This is a genomic window from Paenibacillus sp. N22P23 (assembly GCF_059383735.1).
The window spans coordinates 29719-55558 of the sequence record NZ_JBXENT010000007.1 but is presented as its reverse complement, the minus strand read 5'-3'; the positions used below and the strand labels follow the sequence as shown (position 1 = coordinate 55558).

The 25840-nt window shown below is 51.3% G+C and carries 23 protein-coding genes; 4 read left to right on the top strand and 19 right to left on the bottom strand.

The window, feature by feature from the left end; translation table 11 throughout:
- Positions 1-78 precede the first annotated feature (78 nt).
- From trxA to AC506A_RS23365, 3 genes are all read right to left on the bottom strand, one after another.
- Complete coding sequence (trxA, locus tag AC506A_RS23375) at positions 79-390, bottom strand: thioredoxin (RefSeq protein WP_090982163.1); 312 nt, start codon at positions 388-390, stop codon at positions 79-81.
- A 65-nt stretch (positions 391-455) separates the two neighbouring features.
- Complete coding sequence (locus AC506A_RS23370) at positions 456-881, bottom strand: RrF2 family transcriptional regulator (protein WP_495463548.1); 426 nt, start codon at positions 879-881, stop codon at positions 456-458.
- A gap of 96 nt (positions 882-977) precedes the next feature.
- Complete coding sequence (locus tag AC506A_RS23365) at positions 978-1862, bottom strand: DUF72 domain-containing protein (RefSeq protein WP_495463409.1); 885 nt, start codon at positions 1860-1862, stop codon at positions 978-980.
- A 197-nt stretch (positions 1863-2059) separates the two neighbouring features.
- Here AC506A_RS23365 and AC506A_RS23360 point away from each other — a divergent pair, with 197 nt between their 5' ends.
- Both AC506A_RS23360 and AC506A_RS23355 read left to right on the top strand, forming a co-directional pair.
- On the top strand, positions 2060-2695 hold the full coding sequence (locus tag AC506A_RS23360) for a DsbA family oxidoreductase (RefSeq protein WP_495463408.1): 636 nt from the start codon (positions 2060-2062) through the stop codon (positions 2693-2695).
- Positions 2696-2793: 98 nt separating this feature from the next.
- Positions 2794-4143, top strand: coding sequence for a glucoamylase family protein (locus AC506A_RS23355; RefSeq protein ID WP_495463407.1), 1350 nt, complete (start codon positions 2794-2796; stop codon positions 4141-4143).
- Positions 4144-4177: 34 nt separating this feature from the next.
- Here AC506A_RS23355 and AC506A_RS23350 read toward each other — a convergent pair whose 3' ends face one another.
- From AC506A_RS23350 to AC506A_RS23340, 3 genes are read right to left on the bottom strand one after another with little or no spacing between them, the layout of a single operon-like run.
- On the bottom strand, positions 4178-4501 hold the full coding sequence (locus AC506A_RS23350; RefSeq protein ID WP_495463406.1) for a DMT family transporter: 324 nt from the start codon (positions 4499-4501) through the stop codon (positions 4178-4180).
- Positions 4502-4516: 15 nt separating this feature from the next.
- Entirely contained in the window at positions 4517-4885 is a 369-nt protein-coding gene (locus AC506A_RS23345; protein WP_495463405.1) for a DMT family transporter, read from the bottom strand.
- A 15-nt stretch (positions 4886-4900) separates the two neighbouring features.
- The gene (locus AC506A_RS23340) at positions 4901-5491 is read right to left on the bottom strand and encodes a TetR/AcrR family transcriptional regulator (RefSeq protein ID WP_495463404.1); all 591 of its coding nucleotides are present in this window, start codon (positions 5489-5491) and stop codon (positions 4901-4903) included.
- A gap of 356 nt (positions 5492-5847) precedes the next feature.
- On the opposite strand from AC506A_RS23340, the gene AC506A_RS23335 reads away from it, so the two are divergent.
- The gene (locus AC506A_RS23335; RefSeq protein ID WP_495463403.1) at positions 5848-7596 is read left to right on the top strand and encodes an alpha-glycosidase; all 1749 of its coding nucleotides are present in this window, start codon (positions 5848-5850) and stop codon (positions 7594-7596) included.
- A gap of 312 nt (positions 7597-7908) precedes the next feature.
- Here AC506A_RS23335 and AC506A_RS23330 read toward each other — a convergent pair whose 3' ends face one another.
- The 9 genes from AC506A_RS23330 to AC506A_RS23290 form a co-directional block, all read right to left on the bottom strand.
- Positions 7909-8673, bottom strand: coding sequence for a GTP cyclohydrolase II (locus AC506A_RS23330; protein ID WP_495463402.1), 765 nt, complete (start codon positions 8671-8673; stop codon positions 7909-7911).
- A gap of 82 nt (positions 8674-8755) precedes the next feature.
- A complete protein-coding gene (locus AC506A_RS23325) occupies positions 8756-10564 on the bottom strand; it encodes an ABC transporter ATP-binding protein (RefSeq protein WP_495463401.1) in 1809 nt (602 codons plus the stop codon).
- On the bottom strand, positions 10557-12389 hold the full coding sequence (locus tag AC506A_RS23320) for an ABC transporter ATP-binding protein (RefSeq protein WP_495463400.1): 1833 nt from the start codon (positions 12387-12389) through the stop codon (positions 10557-10559). Before AC506A_RS23320 ends, AC506A_RS23325 begins: the two co-directional genes overlap by 8 nt.
- A complete protein-coding gene (locus tag AC506A_RS23315) occupies positions 12386-13516 on the bottom strand; it encodes a DUF4097 family beta strand repeat-containing protein (protein WP_495463399.1) in 1131 nt (376 codons plus the stop codon). The genes AC506A_RS23320 and AC506A_RS23315 overlap by 4 nt, the downstream gene beginning before the upstream one ends.
- Positions 13517-13531: 15 nt before the next feature.
- Positions 13532-13894: a DUF2089 domain-containing protein gene (locus AC506A_RS23310; protein WP_495463398.1), complete on the bottom strand. Its 363-nt coding sequence runs from the start codon at positions 13892-13894 to the stop codon at positions 13532-13534.
- A gap of 839 nt (positions 13895-14733) precedes the next feature.
- Positions 14734-16368: an alpha-amylase family glycosyl hydrolase gene (locus AC506A_RS23305; protein ID WP_495463547.1), complete on the bottom strand. Its 1635-nt coding sequence runs from the start codon at positions 16366-16368 to the stop codon at positions 14734-14736.
- Entirely contained in the window at positions 16368-17207 is an 840-nt protein-coding gene (locus AC506A_RS23300; protein WP_495463397.1) for a sugar ABC transporter permease, read from the bottom strand. Before AC506A_RS23300 ends, AC506A_RS23305 begins: the two co-directional genes overlap by 1 nt.
- Entirely contained in the window at positions 17204-18517 is a 1314-nt protein-coding gene (locus AC506A_RS23295; RefSeq protein ID WP_495463396.1) for a carbohydrate ABC transporter permease, read from the bottom strand. Before AC506A_RS23295 ends, AC506A_RS23300 begins: the two co-directional genes overlap by 4 nt.
- 133 nt (positions 18518-18650) lie before the next feature.
- Positions 18651-19955, bottom strand: coding sequence for a sugar ABC transporter substrate-binding protein (locus AC506A_RS23290; protein ID WP_495463395.1), 1305 nt, complete (start codon positions 19953-19955; stop codon positions 18651-18653).
- Between the two features lie 488 nt (positions 19956-20443).
- On the opposite strand from AC506A_RS23290, the gene AC506A_RS23285 reads away from it, so the two are divergent.
- The gene (locus AC506A_RS23285; RefSeq protein WP_495463394.1) at positions 20444-21475 is read left to right on the top strand and encodes a LacI family DNA-binding transcriptional regulator; all 1032 of its coding nucleotides are present in this window, start codon (positions 20444-20446) and stop codon (positions 21473-21475) included.
- A 59-nt stretch (positions 21476-21534) separates the two neighbouring features.
- On the opposite strand, the gene nagZ is transcribed toward AC506A_RS23285, so the two are convergent.
- From nagZ to AC506A_RS23265, 4 genes are all read right to left on the bottom strand, one after another.
- On the bottom strand, positions 21535-22854 hold the full coding sequence (gene nagZ / locus AC506A_RS23280; RefSeq protein ID WP_495463393.1) for a beta-N-acetylhexosaminidase: 1320 nt from the start codon (positions 22852-22854) through the stop codon (positions 21535-21537).
- A 475-nt stretch (positions 22855-23329) separates the two neighbouring features.
- The gene (locus AC506A_RS23275; RefSeq protein ID WP_495463392.1) at positions 23330-24154 is read right to left on the bottom strand and encodes an alpha/beta hydrolase family protein; all 825 of its coding nucleotides are present in this window, start codon (positions 24152-24154) and stop codon (positions 23330-23332) included.
- A 101-nt stretch (positions 24155-24255) separates the two neighbouring features.
- A complete protein-coding gene (locus AC506A_RS23270; protein WP_495463546.1) occupies positions 24256-24939 on the bottom strand; it encodes a DNA alkylation repair protein in 684 nt (227 codons plus the stop codon).
- Positions 24940-25061: 122 nt separating this feature from the next.
- A complete protein-coding gene (locus AC506A_RS23265) occupies positions 25062-25823 on the bottom strand; it encodes a hypothetical protein (protein WP_495463391.1) in 762 nt (253 codons plus the stop codon).
- Between the last annotated feature and the right edge of the window lie 17 nt (positions 25824-25840).

Below are 25840 nucleotides of genomic sequence, written 5' to 3'. Positions count from 1 at the left end.
TGCATAGGCTGCGGATTTCGTATATCGAAACAACGAAGCCCCCACACCATATTGGCGCGAGGGCTCGTAAAGCAATGCTTAGATTTGGCCTTGAATTTTGTTTTTCAGGGCGTCTTTGGATTGGAGACCAACCATTTTATCAACCGGTTGACCGTCTTTGAACAGAATCAGGGTTGGGATCGACATCACGCCGAATTGGGATGCCAATTCTGGCTCCTCGTCCACGTTGATTTTAGCGATTGTAGCTGTACCAGCAAGCTCGCCGGAAAGCTCTTCTACGATTGGAAGCTGCATTTTGCAAGGTCCGCACCATGGTGCCCAGAAATCAACGAGCGTTACGCCGCTCTCGATGCTTTTGTTGAATGTGTCTTTCGTCAATGCTACTGCCATATTCAATCATCCTCTCTACAATAAGTTCACAAGCTTATGGGAAGGGAAACCCCGTCACACCTTGTTCAACACTGCTCGCATTCCTTAATTTGACCCAGCACATCGGAGATCGTAATGCCGCCAAAATAACTCTCCAGCTGCTTCTCCGCTCTGCAAAAGATCCCATCCATGACTTCACGCATGTTGGAGCCGACTACGCAATCCATCTCTGGATCGCCCGAGCACCAGCTCGGAATAACGGAGCCTTGCGCCATCAGCCGGTAAATGTCGGCTAGGTTGACGATGGCCGGATCCAGTGTAAGCCGGTATCCGCCGCCTGCGCCTTCCCTTGTATCGACATAACCGCCTCGCTTCAAACAGCTCATCACCTTGCGGATTCTAGCAGGATTGGTCGAGACATTATCGGCAATGGCTTCGCTTGGGGCCATGCGTTCAGGCAAATACGCCAGGTAAACCAAACTGTGTACGGCAATGGTGAATTCGCTGTTCATGCTTAACGGCACCCCGCTTTGTACTGTAATCATATCAGTTACAGTTGAAAGTGTCAACGGCGGTTGTACTCCTATTTTGCGATGATGAGCATGCGTCTATTCAAAAAGCTCCAGCTGCTGTGCGGTTTCCTTCGGCGGCGCCAGCTTGAACGAGCCGCGAGGCGGCAGTTGATGCAGCATCGCCATGAGCTGTAAAGCATTGTCCGCCGCATCCCCGCCGGAGTTGTTATTGAACAGCACGCATACCGTGCCGGTTAATTGCTCCAAACGCCTCAATCGCTCTACCCACTCCGACAGCTCCGTTTCATTATAACGATACAAATAACGAACATCTCGCCAGTTAGGTTGTCCAGCGGACACCCATCCATCCGTGTTGCGCCCATGAAGCCGTACGATGGTGAATTGTTCATCCGTAGCCGCTTCTACGATCGGAATGGAGCCTTCACCGGCTTGCGGCTCATCGCATACCGTATGAATCCAGCCTTCTCGGCGCGTAAAAGCAATGGTTTTCTCGCTCATTTCGCTTGTAAACCAGCTCTGGTTACGAAATTCCAGCGCACAAGGGATATCGCCCATCCTCGACTTAGCCGTCCGCAGCGTATCGACGTTAGGCCGGTTGCAGGTAAACCACGGCGGGTATTGAAACAGCACGGCAAGCAGCTTGCCAGCGGCGCGGATCGGTTCGATTGCTTCCCGAAACGCTTGAAACATCGCCGCCTCGCTTTCGTAGGGATGATGCCCTTTTCCTCCGCGCGCATGACCTGTCATCCCTTGATACGCTTTAATCACGAAGCGGAAGTGATCCGGCGTTTCAGCCGCCCATTTTTCCATCACCTGCGGGGACTGAATGGCATAGAAGGTGCTGTCCACCTCGACGACCCGGAACCAGTGGGCATAGGCCGGCAGCTTATTCTTTTCCTTGCCCGCTTCCCGGTACAGCTCCGAATGATCGCCCCACCCGCATAGTCCGATTTCAATCATACCGTCCCTCCTTATTACCCGAAGTTCTCTATACCAATCAGTTTACTGCCCTCATAAATAACAAAGCAACTATTCGAAAATGCACCGTGCGCCGTATCTACCCTTGCTTGATATGCAAAACTACATTAGCATGGTGATGTAACAACAATAAATGAAGAGAAGACCTGACAAACTATTCGAAAGGTTGTCGTTTCCATATGCATATTGACCTGTACTCGGATGTGGTCTGCCCTTGGTGCCGCATCGGCAAGCAAAATCTATACCGTGCGCTCGCGCTTTGGTCGGAGAAGAACGATGAACCGGTCACTGTCACCTATCACGCGTATCAGCTTGATCCTGGGCTGCCCGAAGAGGGTAAACCGTTCGATGATGTAATGGCTAAGAAAATGGGCGGACCCGAATCCATGAAACGGGCCACACAACAAGTCACACAAGCAGGAGCGGCTGTTGGCGTCACATTCAACTTCGACCGGGTAACCCGGATGCCGAACACGCGTCTTGCGCATCGTTTCGTTGCTATCATGCCTGAGGAGCGTAAGGCAGAGGCCGTGGAAGAACTGTTCCGCTCCTATTTCGAAGAAGGCTTGGACGTGGCGCAGATGGGTGTCATTCTTGCGATTGCGGAACGGCTTGGCGTCTTCACGCCGGATCTGCAGGCTAGGCTTGAGAGCGGCGAGGGCGGCGAGTCGGTAGACGCTGACCAGAAGCGCGCGCAGCAAATCGGTGTTACCGGTGTTCCTTTCTTCGTCTTTAATAACCGCTATGCGCTATCCGGCGCTTATCCCGCTGAGGAGCTGCTTGGCCTAATGGGTGGCGTGAACACGGGCGTATAATAATAGGCTTGCCCCGCGGCTCCTCCAGTGAGCGGCGGGGCTTGCTGCGTTATAGGGGAATATCGAAAGAAAATTGCTGACTGAGGGGTTTTACGCAGGTGGGGAAAAACCAACACCAACAAGCGTCCGTGCGGATCTGGATGATTGTCGTTTCAATGATCGTTTTGCTTGGCGCCACGCTCGGAATTTGGTACGCATGGAACCCGAACGCTGAACCGCCGAAGCCGAAGAAGGCAGCCAAGCAAGAAGATCCTTTGCTGGAGCAGGAAAGCCGCTCAAGCTTCGAGTTCTTCTGGCTGGAAGCCAATACCGATAAGCAAAGCCCGGGTTATGGCCTTATTCGGGACCGGGCACCTAGCAATCCGAACATGAGCAGCGTTGCATCCGTAGGTTTTGGCCTAACGGCAATCGCAATTGGCGCCGAGCGCGGCTGGATTACCAAGGATGAAGCAGCGGAGCGGGCAGAAGGAACGCTGGATACATTATTGAAGCATGCTGCGCAGGAGCATGGGTTCTTCTATCATTTTCTGAACATGAGCGATGCTTCGCGGTCGGGTACGAGCGAGGTGTCCATTATTGATACAGCGCTGGCACTAAACGGCGCGATCGTGGCTGGGGAATATTTTCAAGGCGAGGTTGCAAAGAAAGCAGAAGAGCTGTATCAGCGAGTCGAGTGGGACTGGTACCGCAACCCGGATACGAACCAGTTCTATATGGGCTACTCGCCGGAGAGCGGATTTGCCGGCGCTTGGGATTTCTATGCGGAGCAGCTGTCTCTCTATGTGCTCGCCTCCGGTTCACCGACGCACCCAACCGACCCTGGCATGTTTTACAGCTTCACGCGAGATGTGAAAGCATACGGAGATGAGCAGCCTTTCATCCATTCCTGGTTTGGGTCGCTGTTTACGCATCAATTCAGCCACGCTTGGTTTGATTTCCGGGGCTTAGCGGACAATGAAGGCGTTGATTGGTGGCTTAATTCAGTCGTTGCTTCGCAAACCAATCTGCAATACGCCATTGATCAATCTTCCCTGTATCCATCACTAGGTCGTCAAGCTTGGGGCTTCACCGCTTCCGATAGTCCAAACGGCTATGAGGGTCGATTCGGCGCAGCGCCTTCCGGCACCAGCAATGACCAGCATCTCGTAGACGGTACGGTACCGCCTGCGGGGGCGGCCGGCTCGATTGTGTTTACGCCGGAGCAGTCGCTGGAAGCGCTTCGCTACTATAAGACGCTGCCTGAACTTTGGGGAACGTACGGCTTTAAGGACGCGTTTAATTTGGAGCATACGCCGGCTTGGTATGACGCTGACGTTATCGGGATCGACAAAGGCATCACACTGCTGATGCTGGAGAATTACCGGAGCGGTTTCGTGTGGGAGCAATATATGAAGAACGCCCATGTGAAGCTGGGAGCGCAGAAGATTGGGTTGAAAGCGAAGAAGTGATCCGGTTATTTGATCAAAATAAAGCGGCCGTCCATTAATGACCGCCGCCTGTAATTCGTAATCCCGCAACACTAATTATGATCATAGCGATGAAGAGCAATTTCCGTTTATCCTTTGATTCACCGAACACCAGCATCCCAAGTACAACACTGCCGACAGAGCCGATTCCCGTCCAAACGCCGTAGGCGGTACTGATCGGGACATCCTGCAGCGATCGCGACAGGAAATAAAAACTGACCATCCCGGATGCTAACGCGAGCAGCGTTCCCTTCCAGTTTTTAAACCCATTCGACAGCTTCATGCCCGTCACGCCGCCTACTTCACCCAGCCCAGATATGAGCAAGAACAACCAGGCCACTTGCAGCCACCTCCCTTACTCCGTTCCCTCTGAAGCGGTAATATCCGCTTGAGGTTCTTTCTTATCATCTTTACTTGCGATGACTTTGAGCCCTACAATGCCTCCGATAAGCATTGCGATAAACAGTAATTTGAGCAGATCTGCCGGTTCTCCTCGGACAATGCCCACGATAACGGTACCCACGGTTCCAATACCCGTAAATATCGCGTAAGCCGTTCCGATTTCAATACTCCGCATCGCCCGTGCAAACAACATAAAGCTTATAATCAACAGCACAATGGTTATCAAGCTAGGCAGCCATTCCGTAAACCCATCTGAAGCCTGCATGCCATAAGCCCAGCCCACCTCAAGCAGTCCGGCCAGCAGCAAATACAGCCATGCCATCTCGACTCATCCCCCTCACTTTGCCGTTTCCGGCTTCAACGCCTCCTGCAGCCAGCTCCAAAGCCGTTCCTGCCTCTTCCGATACAGCGCCGAATCGTACAATTTATGTTCCACAAGCAAGCCGTCAATTAGCGCATAAAACAATGCAAGCAGCCGCTCAGCCTCTTCCTCGCCGAGAGTTCCCTCATATGAACTGCCCCGAAGCAGAGCCAGTACATGAACCGTTACTTCCTCTTCGTACGTCGTAAAATATTGACGAAGCCGCGACTCCAAATGTCGTGGCGGAACAAGCATCGTTCGCTTCAGGAAGGATTGCCCCTTCGTAATTTGATCCAGATCGGTGTAAAACAAGTACACGGCGTACAGCCGCTCTATTGGCGGATGAGCCTCCATCCCTTGAAGCAGCAGCAGAAGTTTCTCCCGCTCCTCCCGAATCGCGTCCTCCAGCAGCTCGATAAACAACTGCTCCTTGGAGTCAAAATGAGCATAGATCGACGGCGTCTTAATCCCCACTGACTTGGCGATTTCGGATAAAGACACGCCCTCATAGCCAGAATCCGCAAACAACGTCAATGCAGCTTGCTTCAATCGGTTTGCCGTCATCATTAGTTCTCCCCTTGCATGGTCCGCATTATTGCCTAACGAACGTTAGTTAGCCTCAAGTGATAATAGCCCCTTTGGCCGTAGGTGTCAAGTGTCGAACAGGTTCCATCCAAACTTTGGGCGAAAAGCGAATGAGCGGCGTTGGCATCTTTCTCCCATCTCCCTCGTGCCGCATCCACTCCTGATGAGGAACCACCTCTGCACAGATGAATTTCTGGCGTGAATAATGGACCGCTGGTGTGGTATAATAGACGTAATTAAAAGGCCATGCTACCGCAAAGGTACAACCTCGTTATGAATGACGAGGTTGTACCTTTTTTGCATTGGCTTAGATCTATTTTAGGAGAGTGAACCTTATTATGATGCTCGAAGCCATTTATCATCGTCCGAAGCAAAACTGGTCCTACGCATACGACCGTTCCACGCTGCATCTGCGTATCCGCACGCAGAAAGGCGACATGGATGCCGTTCAAGCCGTTGTAGGCGACAAATATGCATGGGACAAAACGATGCAAATCGTGCCTATGCGCGTTTTTGCTACGGATGCCATGTTCGACTACTGGGAGGTTGCCGTGGAACCGCCGTTTCGCCGGCTGCGCTATGCGTTTCAATTGGAGAAAGGCCCGAAGACGCTGTGGCTGACCGAAAGTGGTTTTGTGAGTGAGCTGCCGCCCGATTGCCTCACATTCTACGACTACCCGTTCATCAATCCAATTGACGTTTTCCAGCCGCCGGCTTGGGTGAAGGAAGCGGTTTTCTATCAGATCTTCCCGGAACGTTTTGCAAACGGTGACCCATCGCTCGATCCTGACAATGTAGAGCCATGGGGCGGAAAGCCGACTCCGAAGAACTTCTTCGGCGGTGATATTCAGGGGGTCATTGATCACCTGGATTATTTAGAGAACCTGGGCGTAAATGCGATTTATTTCACTCCTGTATTCGAAGCGACGACGAATCACAAATATGATACACAGGATTATTTGAAGGTCGATCCGCATTTCGGCACCAATGAGCTTATGAAAGAGCTCGTGGACATCTGCCACAAACGCGGCATGCGCGTGCTGCTTGATGCGGTATTCAACCATGCCGGCGCTACCTTCCCGCCATTCCTTGATGTGCAGGAGAAAGGTGCGGAGTCGAAGTACGCAGGCTGGTTCCATGTGCGTGAATGGCCGCTTCGCATCGAGGATGGTATCCCTACTTATGACACGTTCGCTTTTGAACCGATCATGCCGAAACTGAATACCGAGAATCCGGACGTCAAAAAGTACCTGTTGGACGTAGCCCGCTACTGGGTGGAGGAAATCGGCATCGATGGTTGGCGGCTTGATGTCGCTAATGAGGTCGATCATCATTTCTGGCGCGACTTCCGCAAGACGGTCAAGGACGTTAACCCGGATGCTTACATTCTCGGCGAGATTTGGCATGACTCGATGATGTGGCTGGAAGGCGATCAATTCGACGCGGTCATGAACTATCCGTTCACCAACGCCGTGCTCGATTATGCCGCTTATGGCAAACTTGACGGACGCAGCTTCGCGAACGCCATCGGCACGCAGTTGGCGAATTATCCGCAGCAAGCGACCGAGGTTGCGTTCAACCTGCTGGATAGCCACGACACGCCGCGCCTGCTCACGCTGTGCGATGGCGATGAGAGCCGAATGAAGCTGGCTGCATTGTTCCAAATGACCTACCCAGGTACGCCGTGCATCTATTACGGTGATGAAGTGGGCATGTCAGGCGCAGGCGATCCCGACTGCCGTCAGTGCATGGTGTGGGAAGAGGAGGAGCAGAATAGTGACCTGCTGAAGTTCTATCAAACGCTGATCGCGCTTCGTAAGCAGCATGCCGCTCTGCGCTCCATGGATATTACCTTCCTGCATGCTGAGGAGGATGATTCTGCGGTTGTCTACGCTCGCCGCAGCGGTGACGAGCAATTCATCATTGGGATGAACGCGGGAGCGAAGGCTTGCAGCCTCGCTGTGCCGGCTGCAAGCGGGAAGTGGCAGGATGTGTTCCGCGGTTCGACGGTAGAGTCGTCGACGGGTAAGCAGCTCTCCATCGCGCTGGGTAGCTTCGGGTTTGTTGTGTATAAGCTAATGGGTTAGTTTGTTTTGCAGGCCGAATCCGGCAGGCGAGGCTGAGTTTAGAGCTGAGAGTTGCTTTTTTGAACTCTCGGCTCTTTTTTGCGGTTTTGGAGCGGAGAGTCTACTTTTCTTACTAATCCACCTTATTACCACCAATGCGTTGCTCTGGGTGCTACTCTGGTGCTCGAGTCGTCACTTTCTAACCAGGGCTGAAAGCAAAAAAGACCAACCCTTCATCATCCATGATGAAGAGTCGGCCTTTCCTACCCCGGTACGGGATCGTCAGTTCCTCAGTTTCTCCGCAAGTCGACCTTCGGCCTTCCCCCTACCCCGTCAAGGGATGGGCAGTTCCTCCGCAAAGTGCCCGGAGCGGTTCACTTTGGTCTCCAGATACTTGCGGTTGAACTCCGAAATATCGCCCCAGAGCGGGACCCGATCCTCCACGTTCATGCCGGATGCCTTAAGCGCTGCGAGCTTCTTCGGATTGTTCGTGATGAGCGTCACCGGCTTGCTGCGCAGATGGGCGAGAACGAGCAGCGTCTCCTCATAACTGCGCGTATCATCCATAAACCCGAGCTCCAGGTTCGCTTCGACCGTGTCGTAGCCTTTCTCCTGCAGAAGATAAGCCATCGCCTTACTGAACAGCCCGATTCCCCGGCCTTCATGATTGGCCAAATAGAACAGAGCGCCGGTACCGTGCGAGGTGATCATCTTCATCGACTGATGCAGCTGATACCCGCAATCGCAGCGCTTGCTCCCAAATATATCCCCCGTATGACAGATGCTATGCATACGGATGAGCGCATCCGGGCCTTCCGCAAAGTCGCCGTACACGAGCGCGCTCGATTGCTGCTTCTCCGCCAGATTGGACGCGGACAACTGCTCGATCAGAAACTCGGTTCGTTCCTTGTCCTTGCAGCCGCCCTCTGTATGGACCAGATCCCTGCACGGAAGCCAGCAATACCACTGGAAGGTGTACGTTTCCCCCTCCAAATTAACCGGCAGCTGAATAGGCCCAACTAAGATCAATGTACCGTTCTTGCCTTTGATCGTATCAATGCGATCATCCAGAATACCAACGATTTTCTCATCTATCATGCCATGCCGCCCTTCCCGCTTCTGACAATAAACCTCAGGTTAGTGTTTATTGCACGGATAGGAAATATGCAGTGTCGACCGATTATCCCGCCTGCGAAGTCCTTTCGTCTACATAATACTGCGCCTGCGCATTGAACATCTCCGCATACTTGCCACTCTGCTCCAGCATCAATTCGTCATGACTGCCATATTGGATGAGCCGCCCTTGATGGAAGACGGCAATGACATCACAGAACCTGCAGCTGGACAGTCGATGCGAAATGTACACGGCCGTTTTGCCTGATATAATCTCATTGAAGCGATTGTAAATTTCATATTCGGCGATCGGATCTAGCGCCGCTGTCGGCTCATCCAGCACGACGACCGGGGCATCCTTATACAGCGAGCGTGCGAGCGCAATTTTCTGCGTTTCCCCGCCGGAGAATTCCACGCCATCCTCGTCAAAATATTTATAAACCGCCGTATCGACACCCTTCTCCAGTGTCTCCACAACGCTAGATAAACCGGCTTTATTGATGACCTCATGCAGCTTCTCAGCTTGATCGCCCATCGTCATCTGGATGTTCTCCTTCATGCTGAAAGCGAAAATCGCAAAGTCCTGGAACACCACGGAAAACAGCTTCTCGTATTCAGCCAGCTCAATCGTCCGAATATCCACCCCGTTAAGCAGAATCTGCCCTTCGGTCGGATCATACAGCCGCGTCAGCAGCTTAATAAATGTCGTTTTACCGGCGCCATTCATCCCGACAACAGACAGCTTTTGTCCAAACGGTATGGTTATCGAGAAATCCTTCAAGATCATCTCCGGGCTCCCCGGATACTTGAACGACACGTTCCGAAACTCGATGACAAAATCCCGCTCAGCCGGCAGCGCACCCTGCCCCCGAGGTTTCACATCCTCAAGCTCCGCAAACCGAACGAACTCGGCCAAATACTTGGACTGCTCCCGCAGCCGCAGCGTCTCTCCAAAAACATTCTCGATGCTGTCCTTCAGCGCAGAGGCTGCCGCAATGTACATGGTGAAGCTGCCGACCGTAATCGCACCCGCAAACACTTTCACCGCAAAATACCCATACAGCACCATCTGCTGCAGCACATTGAACAAGTTGAACAGCATGTTGTATTTCACATTCAACTGTGTCCACTCGCCGGATAAACGGCGGTTGAACTGAATGCTTTCCTGCTGCCTGCTCAAGATTAAACCGGAAGCATTGTACAGCCTGATATCTTTGCCGAATTTGAAATCCTTCAGAAGACTCTGAAAGTAATCAAACATCCGGTTATAGCCCGACATTTTGCCCCAGAAGCTGTGATTGGCCTTGGACAATTTGGCGCCAAAGTACCAGTTAGCTGCCACAAACAAGAGAATTAGCGCGGAAATCCACCACTCCACAGAGGAGAAGACATAGCCGAGGCCTACAAGGGTAATGATGCCTGCGATAATGTCAACCGTCTTGGAGGTGACACCGTACATGCCCCACGTGCCCCACTTCATCGAAGACGTCGCCCTCTCCGACATATTCAGTATCGCTGCATTCTCAACATGCTCGTAGTCCATCTCCATCGCTTTATTAATGATGACAAAGTCGAGCAGTTTGTTCGTCCGCATATTAATGAACTGCAGCAGATGATTGCACACCGACAACAGCGAGGAGATTACAAGATTGCTTCCGATTAGCAGCGCCGTATAGAGCATGAGTTTCTCGACGCTTTTGCCGCCGATGAGCTCATCGATGATGTATTTGGGAAATAGTATGTTCGGGAACGGTACAATCGCTTTGAGCAAAATACTCAGTACCAGATATAGCGGATAACGTTTGTTATGACGCCATGTGAAGAGATAGAAATATTTCAGCGTTCGTACCATGCCCACGTGACTCTGATTATCCAACGACCTTCACCTCATTGCTGTAGTATACGGCCTGCATATCGAACATCTTCTTATAGATGCCGCCCTGCGAAATGAGCGCTTGATGCGTGCCGTATTCTTCAATTCGGCCATCATTGAACACCGCGATGTTCGTGCAAAACCGCGTACTGGAGAGTCGATGCGAAATATAAATCGCGGTCTTATCGCCAATCATCTGATCGAAGCTCTGATAGACCTCATACTCCGCCAGAGCATCAAGCGCGGAGGTTGGTTCATCGAGCACGACAATCGGCGCATCTTTATAGAGCGCTCTTGCAAGAGCAATCTTCTGATTCTGGCCGCCGGAAAATTCAATTCCCGCTTCATCCAGCACCTTCTGCACATAGGTATCGTAGCCCTTCGGCAAATTTGCGATTTTATCGCCTAGCCCGGCGCCTTGAACGGCCCGCTCGACCTTGCCCGCGTCCAGCACACCAAGCTCTTGCACCGCGACATTCTCTTTGACGGAGAAAGCAAACATCATAATCTCCTGAAACACGACAGAAAACATTTGGTAGTACGTTTTCTTATCAAAATGGCGAATGTCGGTACCGTTTAGCAAAATTCGCCCTTCCGTCGGCTCATAGATCCGAGTCAACAGTTTAATGAAGGTGGTTTTACCGGCACCGTTCAGCCCGATAATCGCCAGTCGTTCTTTAGGCTTCAATACGATTGAAACGTTTCGAAGCGCATAATCGTCCCGCCCGGAATACTTGAATGACACATTCTGAAATTCTATGGTATAGGAGGCATCCCGGTCAGGTGTGAGTGCCTTCCTCTCCAACCCGTTGTCCCGAATCGGCAGCTCGATAAACGCCAAATAATCATCGACACGCATATTTTGCTGCAAATATTCAGCGAATCGTTCCAGCAGCTGACCGAAATTTGAAGAAAATGCCCGAACGGCAGCCGCGTACATTGTAAAGTCGGCAATCGACAAATCCGCATACAGCACTTTATAGATCAACCAGGCGTAAAGTACAGCCTCCTGCACGACGATTCCAACGTTGTACACCGCATCGATGATGATATAACGTTTGCGAAGCAGCCAGCTCTTCGCGATGTCAACGCTTACAACACTCCAAAACTTATCCGACAACCATTTGCGCAAACCGAACAAACGGATATCTTTGCCGAATTTGAAGTTTTTCGTCGCCGCCATGATGTAATCAGTCTGCCTGAATATCGTAGACAGCGAATCCAGGATGCTTTTCTCTACAAAGCGGTTGCGTAAATTAACGTAGAAGTTGATTGAAATAATGATGCCCAGCACAAGGATCACGACGACATTCAAGTTGAGCAGGATGGCAGAACAGCCGATGACGACAAGCGCTCGATTCAGGATCTCGGTCACGCTGTGAAGCAAGCCCTCGATCCCGTTCCCGTCGCCTTGCACCGCATTGTCCGCTTTCTGGCTGAAATCCAGCACCTTCGAATTCTCGATATCTTCTTGGTTCATCTCCATGAACTTCTTGCCCGATAACCGAATCAGCTGCATGCGGAATACGGAGAAGCGGGGCCATACCTGGTGTGAGGACCATGTCGCGATTGCTTGGGCCGCAAACAACAGCAACCCAAGACCGATAATGACGGTATAAAGTGCTTTCAAATCGCTGCTTTGCGTGATCGCATCCAGCACTAATTTAGGAATGAGGACGACAATCATCGGTACGACCGCCTCAGCAATTGCGGCCACCGCCATGAAGAGGACCGCTGCTTTATCATGCTGCCACAGCGTGGTCAAGGTCCACTTCAGGTTGCGAATGAGTGTTTTCTTGCGATTAGGTGCTTGTGTCTCCACAATCATTCGTCGCTCACATGGATCGATCCGTTATGGGAGGAAGCCTCCACATAGGTTAGTTCCTCTTCCCCTTGTCGGAATGTTTGGCAGGAGTCGGCATCATCGCCCTGTTTCTTGTCGACCAGCTGTTGGCCATTCAAGCGGCAGGCCGCGCGACCATGCTTGACGTTTAATTCGCCGTAAACACCGGTCGAATGAGCCGGGAACTGAATCCTAATGTTGCCATTATGTGTTTTAGCGGCAATGCTGCTTTCTGAAGTCGCATTCGCTACCAGAATCTCAATCTTCCCATTTTGCGATTTGCATGCCAATTCCTCGAACTGACAGTTCGCTTTGATGTTGCCGTTCTGCGTGTGTACCTCTATCGTCTCGGCTATAACGCCGTCTGTATGGACGGAACCGTTCGTCGTGCGGCATTCCAGCTTCTCTAGTTGGCCTGTCGCCGTAATATCACCGTTCGTTGTCGTAAGCTTAGCCGATTCTGCCAATAATCCGCCTACACGAATGAAGCCGTTAACCGTTGTTACATTCACCTGTTCAACCTGTATGCCTTCAATCTTGATTTTTCCGTTCGTCGATGTGAATGCAGCCGTCTCCGCGGCAAATTGCTGGACATCAATGAGTCCGTTCGTCGCAGACATGTGGAATAACTCGTAGGCTTGTCCTTGTGGAACACGAATGGTTACGGCGACATCGATTTGCTGGTCATTCACATCATCCATCTTCAAACTGAATCGATAGCGTTCATCATCGGAGCTTTGCGTAACGGCCTCTTGCAGCCAACTGTGCAAATCGAAGCTGCTCTTGGGTTTATCCATCTTCGCCGCCACATTCACCTGCGTGAAACTGTGATCCCATGTCCGGTATTCAATGGAGGCGTTATCTGTCGCAAATTCCACATACTCCGTTGGAAACGAGTGATGCTTGCTTTCCCAGTAAGCCTCCCCTTGTCCTCCATGAGTTACATGTCCGAGATCTTCTTTATACGAAGCAGGAGCGACGGTCTCTACGACGGTCTCTACGGCAGGCTTACTCTCGCCTCGTTCAAGCGCTTCAAGCAGTGCCAAGCCTTCCTCAGCGGTAATTTTCCGTTCCTCGATCATTCTCGTAATCATCGTCCGTTCTTCACGCATGTCGCAATCGCTCCTTTATTTTTTACTGGCTTGGATAAGCTTCAACGCTTCTTCAACCGTTATCGTGCCTTCATCGAGCTTCGTTAGAACCTGCTTGCGCTGTGAATCCTCCGTGGCGACAGGGGACTCTGCCGCCGGTGAGGTCTGGTAACCAAGCGCTTCCACGATGTGATCAAGCCGGTTCCGAACAGTTGGATACGAAATGCTGAGCTCCTTCTCCATCTCCCGGATGTTCCCCCGAACCTTCAAGAACACCTCCACGAATTTCAACTGTTCGTCGTTAAGGGAGGCCAATCTGGTCGATTCGAAGCTGCCTTTAATCGTGGTGTGGCAATGATCACAATGAAGCTCTTGGATCGTCAGCTTATTCTCGCACACGGGACATTGCTGCGGCGGTGGGTATTTCAGAGCAATTCCTCCTTGAGTGTATTGTTAAACATTTAACTCGTATATTGAATTATATTAAATAAATATATTCAATTTTACAAGGTTTAAATTGAATAATTTAATATTTGTTTTTCATCCCCTCTCACGTCCTAGCAGTTCTTGCGGTGGGGCGGTGGAGGGGAGGCTCCGGGCATGAAATTACTATTTCAGGGACAACCAAGGGAGCTTTCGCTGCGGTGTACTATGTACTTACGAACCCTGAAGGCCTTATATTCGCGAAGCTAACCGCAATTCTAAGCTAACGAACCGCGGGAGACTGTCGATGAAAAGCTAACGAATCGTACAGGTCTTATCCGGTCGGATTTCCCGCCTCTAGGAATCTAACGAATCGCACAGGTCTTATTGTGGCAGTATTGCTCCCATTCCGCCCACAAACCTATAAATAGCGTCTCTACGATTCGTTAGAATTTATGGAGGCCAATTCTGAGGCAAATAAGCGCTGTACGATTCGTTAGAGCTTTCCTCGGGGATTTATTAGGATTTCAAATCGAGCAATGGGCTGAAAAAGGGCCCTAGGGCGTTACCGTGAAAGGCTCCTTGGGAAGGCTGAAGCTATCGCACCGTACTGACCCGCACATATTACAACCCAACTCGCCAAACGTCTTCACACAATCGCGTTCGCTCAACTAGGCCAGTCATGCGACCATTTCGGGTTATCCCCAAGCTTACGCACATATTATCCACAGAATCCACAACTTACTCACAATGCCGCACAAAACAAAAAAGCTGCCCAACGTCATCCTGCGATGACCCTGATGGGCAGCCCTTATCTATTGTAAAATCACCGTACTGTATGGCGGCAGTTTCAGCTTGCCTTCGCCTAGTTTGGCGCCTTCCTTGCTGGAGCGCGCGATTTCTTTAAACTCATCCTTCGCTGCGGCTCCGCCTGCGGTCAGATCAATGATCTGCTCCGTCCCCGACATATTGTGCGCGACGAGAACCTTCTGATCGTTCGTTACTCTGTAATACGCGGCAACGGCCGGGCTGTCCGTATTCTTCTCTACGATCGTGCCGTCCCGCAGCGCGGGCAGTTCATTACGCCAAGCAATCAGCTTCTTGTAATGCGAGAGCAGGGAGTCCGGATCCGCCTGCTGCGCTTCAACCGAAACCGTATTCGGCGTCGTGTTGTAGCGAGAAGCCTCCCAGGTCGTCTGCCCTTTACCGCCTGCTGCGCCTGATGCATACCAGGGCATCGGCTCGCGAATCGCTTCGTCGGGCTTCATCCCCTTCATGCCCAGTTCCTCGCCGTAGTAAATGAACGGATTGCCCGGTAGCGTGAGCAGAAGGGACGCCGCCATCTTGGCATGATCCACATTGCCGCCAAGCTCACTCATCGTCCGATTCTGGTCGTGATTGGTCAGAAACGGCGCATCCACGAACGCGCCATTCGATGACTTGTTGTACATCTCGTAGATGCGGCCAAGACTAAACGCGATGTCGGGATTCTGCTCCCGATCTGCGCCGGATAGCAGCTTCTTCGCCAAATCAAAGTTAAAGGCCGAATCGAGCGCTTGATCCAGATACGGTGCGATAATAACGGAGGAATCCCAGACTTCGCCTATGATATAAGCATCCTTCTTCATACCAAGGATACCCTTACGGAATTCTTGCCACCACTTCTGGTTGCTCGCTTTAACGGCATCGGTGTTGATCGTGGATGCGAAGTCGCCATAAATATGCTTCGCCGCATCCATCCGGAACCCATCCAAGCCTTGCTTCAGCCAGTAGTTGCCGACCTTGATCATCTCGCTGCGTACCGCAGGTTCGTCAAAGTTCAGATCGGGCATCCCTTCCCAGAAGTCGCCTAGGTACTTCAAACTCCCGAAAGGATGCCACGGATTACCGCCGACAGCGCCATCTGCCTGCACCTGGGCATCCGCTTCTTCGATATGATACCAATTCCGATACGGGCTCTTCGGATCAGCCATTGCGGATTTGAACCAAGGATGCTCATTGCTCGTATGATTGACCACCAGATCCATAATGACCTTGATCCCAAGCTTATGCGCGGCATCCGTCAACTTCTTCAGGTCATCCAGCGTGCCGTAATCCTTGTTGATCCCATAATAATCGGTCACATCGTAGCCGTGATAGCTAGGTGACGGATTGATCGGCATCAACCAAATCCCGCCAATGCCCAGCTCCTTCAAGTAACTCAGCTTCTCCGTCACACCGTTCAGATCGCCAATACCGTCGCCATTGGAATCCGAATAAGAACGAACAAAGATTTCATAGTAAACCGTTCCCGGCTGCTCATCGATCTGTGCCGCAACCGCTTCTTTCCCAGCCTTCTTCTCTTCCTCATGCTGATCCGCAGAGGAACATCCTGCCAATACGCTGATTAGCAGAGCGGCGGCCAATGTGGCCGCCGCGGATTTGTTTCTTATGAAAGTACGGATGATCATCACCCCTTGGATGCTCCTGCAGTGAGCCCTTCCACAAGGAACTTCTGCAAGAATGCGAACAGAATCATAATCGGAATCGCAATCATGACAGCGCCTGCCGCGAACATCGTGAAGTTACTGTTCTGGAAGTTAGCCACCATGTCCCACATGCCAACCGCAAGCGTCCAATTTTCCTTGGAACGCAGCACAAGTCTTGCGAAGATAAAGTCTACCCATGCTCCCGTAAACGTCGTTAGTCCGATGTACGTAAGCATTGGACGAGACAGCGGCAGCATAATGCGCCAGAAAATCGTCAAATGGCTCGCGCCGTCAATCCGTGCCGCTTCATCCAAGCTCCGCGGAATGGTGTCGTAGAACCCCTTTACAATGAAACCGCCGAGCACGGAGCCCGAGGAATAAACGAGAATTAATGCCGCGTGCGTATCAAGCAAATCCAACTGCAGCAGCAGGATATAGATCGCGACCATGCTCATGAAACCCGGGAACATGCCAAGGACGAGCATCGTAGTGAGCAAGGTTTTACGACCCTTGAAGCGGAAACGCGACAAGGCATACATGCTTAGCGTAGTCAGCAATGTTGAAAGCAGCATCGATAGTGTTGCGATCTTCAGCGTGTTCCAATACCAGCGGCCAAAGCTGAAGCTCGGTGAAGTGAACAGCTCTTTGAAATGGATGAGCGTCGGATGACTCGGGAAGAACTGTTCGCTAAACAGCGAGCTGCCTGGACGCAGAGCCGAGAACAGCACCCATACAGCCGGATAAATCGCACAAATCGCAATTATCGTCAGAATGATATAGGTCAAAGACAAACGGAAGACGTTCCTCGATTTCATACTCATTGGATCATATCCTCCTCTTTAAACGACCGTGAACGACGGTAGCTCCAAATCGAGAGCGAAGCGACAATCACGAAGATGATAATTCCGATCGCCGATGCAAAATTGTACTTGTTGTTATTAAGCGTCAACTTGTACAACCACGTAACGAGCAAGTCGGTGCTGCCTGCATACTGGTAGTCACCTTTAACCGGATCGCCATTGGTCAGCAGGAAGATGACGTTGAAGTTGTTGATATTACCGGCAAACTGCGTAATGAGAATGGGTGTTGTAGCGAAAAACACGAATGGCAACGTGATCACGCGAAGCTTCTGGAATGCTGTAGCACCATCCACCTCTGCAGCCTCGTACATATCTCTGGGAATTGCAGTAAGTACGCCAAGAATAAGGACCATGGAGACCGGAATCCCGACCCACATGTTGACGAGAATGACGGTAACCTTCGCCCAGAACGGATCGGTCAGCCAAGGAAGCTTGCCAATACCGAAATAGCCGAGATACTGATTGATCGGCCCGAATTGGCCATTAAACAAGTTTCGCATGACTAGCAGCGAGATGAGCTGCGGAATTGCGTAAGGAATAATGAAGATCGAACGCCACATGCCTTTAAAACGAATACCTTGCTGATTGATCATCAGCGCGACGAACAAACCGCCGAAGTACGTCGTCACGGTTGCGATAACCGCCCAAATGACCGTCCACACGAAGACCCCATAGAACGTATGGCTCCACGTCTTTAATTGGAGCAAATCGATAAACGTCTGGAACCCAACCCAATCGACAAGCTTCGCAGGCGGAATATGCTCCGGTGCGGAGTAGTTGGTGAATGCCAGCAGGATCGCCATAATAATCGGCATGATCGTTAAGAACAGCACGGAGATAGCAGGCAGCGTGAGCAGAAGCTGTGGGAACCGTTTGTCGGTTACATAGCTGACTGATTCTTTGAACGATGCCGGTGTTACGCCTTCATCCCGCAGCTTGCCGGTTCGGTTCGCATCCCTGACGTTCATCACATAGATGACAACAAATAAGCTGAATAAAATCAGAATAACAAGCCCGCCGATTAGCAGGTTGACGGAGTGGTCACCGACCACGTTCTTATAGCGTTTGCCGATTTTAACAAGCTTTGTCGGAGTATCACCAAGTGTAACTAGACCCCAGATTGCATGAGGAAGCCTCTGAATGAAATAGTAACCGCCCATAATTTCAACACAAAGCAGAAGAATGCCCTTCACGAACTGACGATTGTACAGTTGACCAAGACCCATTGCGAGAACAGATAAAATAGTTGCTGTTTTTTGATGCCGCTGCATCCACCTCCAGCTCCTTTCCCTTATCCAAATAAAGTTACGTCACCCGCCCCTTATAAGAAAGGGCGGGTGACGGCATTGTATGGTTGTTTATTCGCAGCCAGTTGGCTGTTGCCGCGTCTGCGACTGTGGCTTATTACTTAGCTACAGCTGCATTAGCATCTTCGATTTGCTTCACAGCATTATCAAGTGTTGCTTTCGGATCCTTGCCAGCGTTCCAGATGTCGGAAAGCGCCGCGCCGATTGGTGTCCACACGTTGCCCATTTCAGGGATCGAAGGCATTGGCTGCGAGTTTTTGAACTGCTCAACGAATGCTTTTACAATTTCATCGCCTTGGATCTTCGGATCTTCTGTAGCTTCCTTGTTTGCAGGAATCGCGCCAGTCAAAGTGAAGTCATCCAGTTGCGCTTCTTTCGTGGAAGCAAAACGTGCGAACAATTTCGCTGCGTTCGGGTATTTCGAATACGAGTTTACGTACCAAGCTTTAACGCCGGAGAACGATACGGATTGTTTACCGTTGATGCTAGGGATTGGCGCTGCACCGAAGTTGATGCCGGATTTCTTGATATCGCCGATTGCCCATGGGCCGTCGATGTTCATCGCTAGCGTACCGCCTGTGAACAGACCTTTTTTGATGTCGTACGTGACATCACCGGATTTTAGCGGCAATACATCTTTCTTCAGCGATGCGAAGTAAGTTGCGCCTTCTACTGCACCAGCATTGTTAAGGCCGATTTCAGCTTTGTCTTGGCCGTTGTTGCCATATACGAAGCCGCCTGTTGTAGCTAGGAACGGATAGCTGAAGTAGAAGTTTCCGATATCCCACATGAATGCATATTTATTCTTTTTGCCGTCATTGAACGTTTTCGCGAATTCTTTCACTTCATCGAACGTAGTTGGAGGCGTTGCGATCAGATCTTTGTTATAGAACATCGCATACGTTTCAACTGCACGCGGGAAGCCGTATAGAACGCCGTCATACGAAACCGCTTGAACCGCAACATCGCTGTTCTCCGATTTCGCTTCTTCTTCGTAAACATCATTCGGAAGAACAAGACCGGCAGCTACTGCTTTACCCAGGTTATCGTGCGGGAACAAAACAACGTCTGCACCGATTCCGGCAGGACCGTCAGTCGTCAGCTTCGCTACTTGGTCGCCAGCGCCAAGCTCTTCCATTTTTACTTCAACGCCGTATTTTTCTTTAAATTCTTTCATCATTTTCTCAACGAAAGGACGTTCTTCTTTCGATTCCCATACAAGCAAAGTAGCGCCATCTTCCGGTACTAGTTCTGCATCTTCAGCCGTGTTGTTGCCAGTGCCGTTGTTTACTGTGCCTGTGTTCGTCTCACCTGTGTTGTTCTCTGTGTTGTTCTTCGAGCCGCAAGCTGTCATTGTAGCAGCAAGTGTTAGAACCAGAAGCAAGGATACTGTCTTTTTCATTCTATTTAACCCCTCTCGTTATTAAAGCGGAATCGCCGGAGCATAAACCTAGCGTAACCAATTATCGACATCCTATTACGAATAGCGCGATTGCTTTGGGATGATGCAATAACCGAGCTTGCAAGTGGTCCTTAAAAATGCGGCTCTTGCATTGTACACGATCCCCTGCATTTGTGCAAACGTTTGTACAGATGGCGATGAAAATGGAAAATCGAGGCTGTAACCACCTTCTTTTTGTGAAAGAAAGCGTTTTACCGACGCCCTTACTATACACTACGGCCTACGCGTTGGGAAAACGTTTGCACAGTTCATTTGCACAAATTATTACGGACCGTTCTTCCATTTCCTCTGTTTTTCTCCTCCTATCTCAGAAAATTAAATTTGTGCATGAAAAACTTTTCAATGATATACTCTAGGTAATGAACAGATATAGCATCGGCTCACATAAACAATGAAACGTGCATACGTTTGCGCAATTGGGGGATTTTATGTCAGTCACGATTAAAGATATTGCAAAAATCGCCGGCGTCTCGCCTTCCACGGTGTCGAGGGTCGTCTCGAACCATCCGCGAATCAGCCGGGAAACATCCCGTAAAGTCAAAGAGATTATGGATCAGCTCGGCTATCACCCGAACATGATGGCGAAGAGTCTGGTGTCGAAAACAACCCAAACGATTGGCATCGTCTTGCCGCGCCCCGCAGAAGAGCTGTTTCTGAACTTCTTCTTCGGCGAGTTGATTCGAGGCATCGTTACGCAGGCGACAAGAGCCGGCTATGACATGCTGATGACGACGGTTACCTCCGATTCTAATGAGCTTGAAGCCATCTCACGCCTAGTTATGGGTCGCCGCGTTGATGGTATTTTGCTGTTGTCCTCCCGCACCTCTGATCCGATCATCGGATTTCTGAAACAGCAGAACTTCCCCTTTGTGCTTATCGGGCGAAGCGACGAGTTTCCGGATGTGCTGTCGATTGATAACAACAATATTCAAGCGGCCTATGATGCTGCCAGCCACTTCATAGCACAGGGCCATAAGCGAATCGGCTTCATCAGCGGTCCGCCGAATCTCGTCGTTTCGCAGGATCGGCTCTTCGGTTATAAGAAAGCGCTCAAGGAAGCAAACCTGCCGTTCCAGCAAGAATGGGTGTTGGAAGGTGATCTGCTGCAGCAAAGCGGATACCGGGCGATGTCTTTCTTCATGAGCTTGCCGGATCGGCCAACCGCGCTTGTCATCTTCGACGATTTGCTCGCCTTTGGCGTGCTGCGTGGACTGACAGAGCTTGGCTACAGCGTTCCGCAGGATATCTGTATCGTCAGCTTTAACAACATTCCGCTGTCTGAGCTCGCTTCTACACCGATCAGCTCCATTGATATAGGTACTTATCAGCTCGGCTACACCGCTTCACAGTCCCTGCTGCGCATCGTGCATGATGAGCCGCTGCTGCAGAATCACATCATCATTCCGCATCGACTGATCGTGCGAGAATCATCGATTAATTCGAGCGGCAAGAAAACATAACAAAAGGCATCCTCCGCTGACCAGCCGGAAGATGCCTTTTTATTATGTCTGCTTCAAACTTATCGTGAATAAACAGCCTCTGCTTTTTGAATGGCAGCATTAAGCGCATTCAGATTCGGTGCGGGCGGCGTCTTCGCGTCTGTCAGCTCATATTTCTGTTTCAGCTGCAGAATCCGTTTCACACTTTCATCCAACCGCTCCATGGTGATGTCACCGCGATTCACGCTCTTTTTCAGCGCCGCAAGTATCGCATCCACGTTCTTATACTCATGGGCCACCAACAAAATATCACTGCCCGCCTTGACCGACATGACCGCCGCTTCACCCATGCCATAATTCTTCGCGATTGCCCCCATCGTCAGATCGTCCGTCATGACGACCCCTTCGTAACCGAGTTCGCCGCGAAGCTCATCCGTAATAACCCGCTTGGATAAGGAGGCAGGCACCTTGCCGTCCACTTTAGGGTAGAGAATATGTGCGATCATAACCGCATCCACCCCTTTATTGATGGCCTCTTGGAAAGGTACCCACTCGAAGGCTTTGAGTGCAGCTTCGCTTTTGTTTACAACCGGCAGCTCCAGATGCGAGTCCACTGACGTATCGCCATGCCCCGGAAAATGTTTCACAACCGGAATAACACCCTCTGCCTCGATGGCTTCCATAACGGCGATGCCCATCTTCGTCACTAGCTTAGGCGTCGAACCATAGGAACGGTCGCCGATGACCGGATTCTTCGGGTTGCTGTTAATGTCCAGTACCGGAGCAAAATCCACGTTAAAGCCCATCGTCTTGCTCGCTTCCCCAAGGATGCTTCCGATCTTAGCAGCGTACGCGCTGTTACCGGTGTCTCCGATCGCCTTGCCGGTTGGCAGCTTTACAAGTCCGGGAAGCCGGCTCACCCGACCCCCTTCTTCATCGACGGAGATCATGAGCGGTGAAGCATTGTCCTTGTTCCACGCCTTCAGCTGATTCACATAGGCGACAACCCCTTTAGGCGTCGAAACATTATTTCCGTAGAAAATAACACCGCCTACGTGTTGATTCGCGATCATCCGTTTCGCCGCTTGGCTGCCTGTCGTGCCGTCCACTCCGGCAATAATCATCGCCCCAAGCTTCTCATCAAGCGACATCTTCTCGATCTGCTGCGTAATGGCATCTACTGGCGGCGGCTCTGGCGTCTCCGGTGCTGCTGGTGTTTCTGGTACTTCCGGTGTTTCGGGCGTTTCCGGTGTCTGCGTCGGCGGTTCATCCGGGGCCGGCTGCTCCGAGGCAGGAGGAGAAACGACGACAGGCGGTTTCTCACTTGTCTCCCCTCGATGCGCACAACCACCTAATAGTCCGATCGATAAAGCGATTACTCCTATAGCAAGTTTTCTCATCTGTCCGTTCACCCGTTCCTCATAGCGTTCTAATTGCAATTGTAACCATTAGAACGTAATAAGAACCGCCAAATGTTGCAGAGCTGGAATTAAGATTCTTTCATTCTCGCAAGGCCAGCGTGCACGGTATTCGGTTAGTTTGGCAGCTGAGCGTTCGATTCTGGAACTCTCGGCTTCCATATGGAGTGTTTTTGCTGCTGAGAGTTCGGTTTCCGAACTCTCGGCCTCCAGCGTACACGGAATTGGGTTAGTTTGGTTGCTGAGCGTTCGATACTGGAACTCCCAGCTTCCGTATCGAGTGTTTTTGCTGCTAAGAGTTCGGTTTCCGAGCTCTCAGCCTCCAGCGTGCACGGTATTCGGTTTGGATTGTTGCATCAATCGCAACAATTCACGTCCTCACCACCCACGCCGAACAACCCAAAAAGCCGCCCTCCCTCAAACAGAGAGGAAAAGCGGCCTAACAACACGATTTCGATTAGATCGTCCACAAGCTCCAATCACCGCGGCGCTTGCCAATGGCATCAATCCAGCGCAGCGATACGTCAAACAGCTCATCGCGCGAAGCTTTCGAGGAGAACGTATGGTCGCCCTGCAAAATAACCTCTTTATCGCAATTGCCCTCTTTGCGCAGCCAGAACATTTTCTGATACAGGAAGCAGTAGTCAACAGGGATTACCGTGTCAGCCGTGCCATGCACGATCAGCACATCTCCATTGTAGCCGCGCAGCTCTGTCAGCGGCTGAAATTGCGCAAGCGAATCGGTGAACCGCTTCGTAAACAGATAATGCATATAATCGGTCGTGCCAACGGTGTCGATCTCTTGAATGGCTTTGGTTCCGATAATGTTGCGGATATCCATGAACGGGTGGGCGACCGGCGCCCACATGACCAATGACTTCACGCGCGAATCGCGAGCCGCCGTAAGCACCGCTACCGCACCGCCCAGGCTGTGGCCCACAAGAATGAGCCGCTCCGCATCAACCATATCAAGGCTGAGCGCGTAATCGATGACCGTTCTGGTCTGCCCGATCAGCTCATCCAAACCACCGCTGCCGTAATCGCCGGTGCTCTCGCCGCAGCCGCCGTAATCGAAGCGCAGCACAAGGTAACCGCTGCGAGTCAGCCGTTCCGCCGCCTCAACGAACAAACGATCCGTACCCATACGATTGCCGATAAAACCGTGGCAAATGATGATAAGCGGGTATTTGGCAGCTCTCTTCTCTTCGCGATCTACTACGGGATACTGCAGCACGCCGGACAATTCTATGTCGCCGCTGCGGATTGATATCGGATGATTCATGGTCGGCACCACCTTATTCCTATAATTCCTACCTACTTTGTTGGAATTAAGAATATCACGGAAGCGCGACATCGTCAATCGTCAGTTTGCCCGGCTTCCGTCTATGCTTTTGCACCGACATGTTTGAGCGCTTCACGTACACTTAGCGGCGATAACGCCGTGTCCGCTACGAACTGCTGCACCGCAGCCGCATCTGTCTTCGCAAATTCGCGCAGCGCCCAGCCGATTGCTTTGCGGATGAAGAATTCCTCCTCATGGGCCGTTCGACGTATGAGTAAGAAGAGAAGCTCCGCGTCGGTTCGGCCTTTATAGCCAAGCTGGAACAAAATCGCGGTTCGGCGCAGCCACAGGTTGTCCGATGCAATCCATTTCTCCGTATAGACGGGCACCAGCTCCGGGTACCGCGTGAACATCGTGCCAACAAGATGACCCGCGATCAAATCGACCGTATCCCACCACGAATGCGTCGTAATGAGGTGTTCCATGAACTCTACTTGGGTAATCATCAGATCCTTCTTCCGTTTCTCAAGCAGCATCATCGCCGTATAATGAAATTCCCGCTCCGGCAGCGACCACAGCTTGCGGGCAATTTGTTCCAGCTCCGCACCCGATGGTACGCCGTGCTCCTTCATAAACTGCTTCGTCACCGCAGCCCGCTCCGGTGTTCGTATGCCCAGAAACGGAAACAGATTACGCATATATGCCGTCATCGGACCGGCGACTTCCTCACTTGCATGACTGCGAAGCAACGACTCAAGCTCCTCGCAGTACGTTGCCGAAACCATACTCCCTTTCACTGGCAGCAGCCTCCTTTATATGTTCCCATTATACCAAATCCGCCTCGCTACCTTAGCAAGGCAAGCAACAAAAAAGACGACCGATGATCAAGCCATCCGCCGCCCGACTATTAACTCTTATAGATCAGCTCGCGCTGCTCTTCAACCAACTGCTTCAACCTTTCTGTCGCATATGCGCCAGGGCTCAGCACGCCGAACTTGATCCAATAACTCATCCCAAACGACGAACCGTCTTCCAAAATAACGCGCAAGCTGTAGCTCCCGCCACTTAAATTCTTCGTCTGTTTGGCAAGCGCCATGCGGTCTATAACCTTCAGCTTCACATACTCCTCCGCGAACTCAGCGACCGCTTCCGGCGTGAAGTCTTTAAGCGGTGAACCATCATTTCCGCTTACGAATCGAACGTTCTTGATTCGGCCGGCAATATCATACAGCTCTCCGATTGTAACCGCAGCTTTATTCTCCGAGACTTGATAAAGCTGGCCATCCGCTAGGAGCCGGTAGCTCTGCTTGTAGCCTTTAACTTCGAATACCTCAGTCCCGATCTCAAGCAGCGTAGCGTCCCCGTCCTGCATCACATAGTCCACGCAGGCATGATCCGACAGCATATATCCGATTTGACCGACTTTCTTGCCTTGCTGCACAAGGTTCACCTCATCACGGTTCCCCATCGACATATAGGTTATGCCATTCAATCGCAGCGCTGGGATATAGTCGATGACTCCCGTCTTATTGCCGCATTCCCTTCCATCTGTGCCGCCTATCTTGGTGCCCGGCAATTGAAATGAACAACCTGTCAGAAGCATTAGAGAACTCAATAGTAGAAGCACCGCTCTCCTTGCATGTATCCTCCTGCCAAAACCCTGCTTCATTCATCCTCACTCCGACT

Excerpts from the sequence above, each read along its gene's own strand:
- trxA (WP_090982163.1), bottom strand. The coding sequence starts at position 390 with ATGGCAGTAGCATTGACGAAAGACACATTCAACAAAAGCATCGAGAGC.
- AC506A_RS23370 (WP_495463548.1), bottom strand. The coding sequence starts at position 881 with ATGAACAGCGAATTCACCATTGCCGTACACAGTTTGGTTTACCTGGCG.
- AC506A_RS23365 (WP_495463409.1), bottom strand. The coding sequence starts at position 1,862 with ATGATTGAAATCGGACTATGCGGGTGGGGCGATCATTCGGAGCTGTAC.
- AC506A_RS23360 (WP_495463408.1), top strand. The coding sequence starts at position 2,060 with ATGCATATTGACCTGTACTCGGATGTGGTCTGCCCTTGGTGCCGCATC.
- AC506A_RS23345 (WP_495463405.1), bottom strand. The coding sequence starts at position 4,885 with ATGGCATGGCTGTATTTGCTGCTGGCCGGACTGCTTGAGGTGGGCTGG.
- AC506A_RS23340 (WP_495463404.1), bottom strand. The coding sequence starts at position 5,491 with ATGATGACGGCAAACCGATTGAAGCAAGCTGCATTGACGTTGTTTGCG.
- AC506A_RS23335 (WP_495463403.1), top strand. The coding sequence starts at position 5,848 with ATGATGCTCGAAGCCATTTATCATCGTCCGAAGCAAAACTGGTCCTAC.
- AC506A_RS23330 (WP_495463402.1), bottom strand. The coding sequence starts at position 8,673 with ATGATAGATGAGAAAATCGTTGGTATTCTGGATGATCGCATTGATACG.
- AC506A_RS23320 (WP_495463400.1), bottom strand. The coding sequence starts at position 12,389 with ATGATTGTGGAGACACAAGCACCTAATCGCAAGAAAACACTCATTCGC.
- AC506A_RS23315 (WP_495463399.1), bottom strand. The coding sequence starts at position 13,516 with ATGCGTGAAGAACGGACGATGATTACGAGAATGATCGAGGAACGGAAA.
- AC506A_RS23305 (WP_495463547.1), bottom strand. The coding sequence starts at position 16,368 with ATGATCATCCGTACTTTCATAAGAAACAAATCCGCGGCGGCCACATTG.
- AC506A_RS23300 (WP_495463397.1), bottom strand. The coding sequence starts at position 17,207 with ATGAGTATGAAATCGAGGAACGTCTTCCGTTTGTCTTTGACCTATATC.
- AC506A_RS23295 (WP_495463396.1), bottom strand. The coding sequence starts at position 18,517 with ATGCAGCGGCATCAAAAAACAGCAACTATTTTATCTGTTCTCGCAATG.
- AC506A_RS23290 (WP_495463395.1), bottom strand. The coding sequence starts at position 19,955 with ATGAAAAAGACAGTATCCTTGCTTCTGGTTCTAACACTTGCTGCTACA.
- AC506A_RS23285 (WP_495463394.1), top strand. The coding sequence starts at position 20,444 with ATGTCAGTCACGATTAAAGATATTGCAAAAATCGCCGGCGTCTCGCCT.
- nagZ (WP_495463393.1), bottom strand. The coding sequence starts at position 22,854 with ATGAGAAAACTTGCTATAGGAGTAATCGCTTTATCGATCGGACTATTA.
- AC506A_RS23275 (WP_495463392.1), bottom strand. The coding sequence starts at position 24,154 with ATGAATCATCCGATATCAATCCGCAGCGGCGACATAGAATTGTCCGGC.
- AC506A_RS23270 (WP_495463546.1), bottom strand. The coding sequence starts at position 24,939 with ATGGTTTCGGCAACGTACTGCGAGGAGCTTGAGTCGTTGCTTCGCAGT.
- AC506A_RS23265 (WP_495463391.1), bottom strand. The coding sequence starts at position 25,823 with ATGAAGCAGGGTTTTGGCAGGAGGATACATGCAAGGAGAGCGGTGCTT.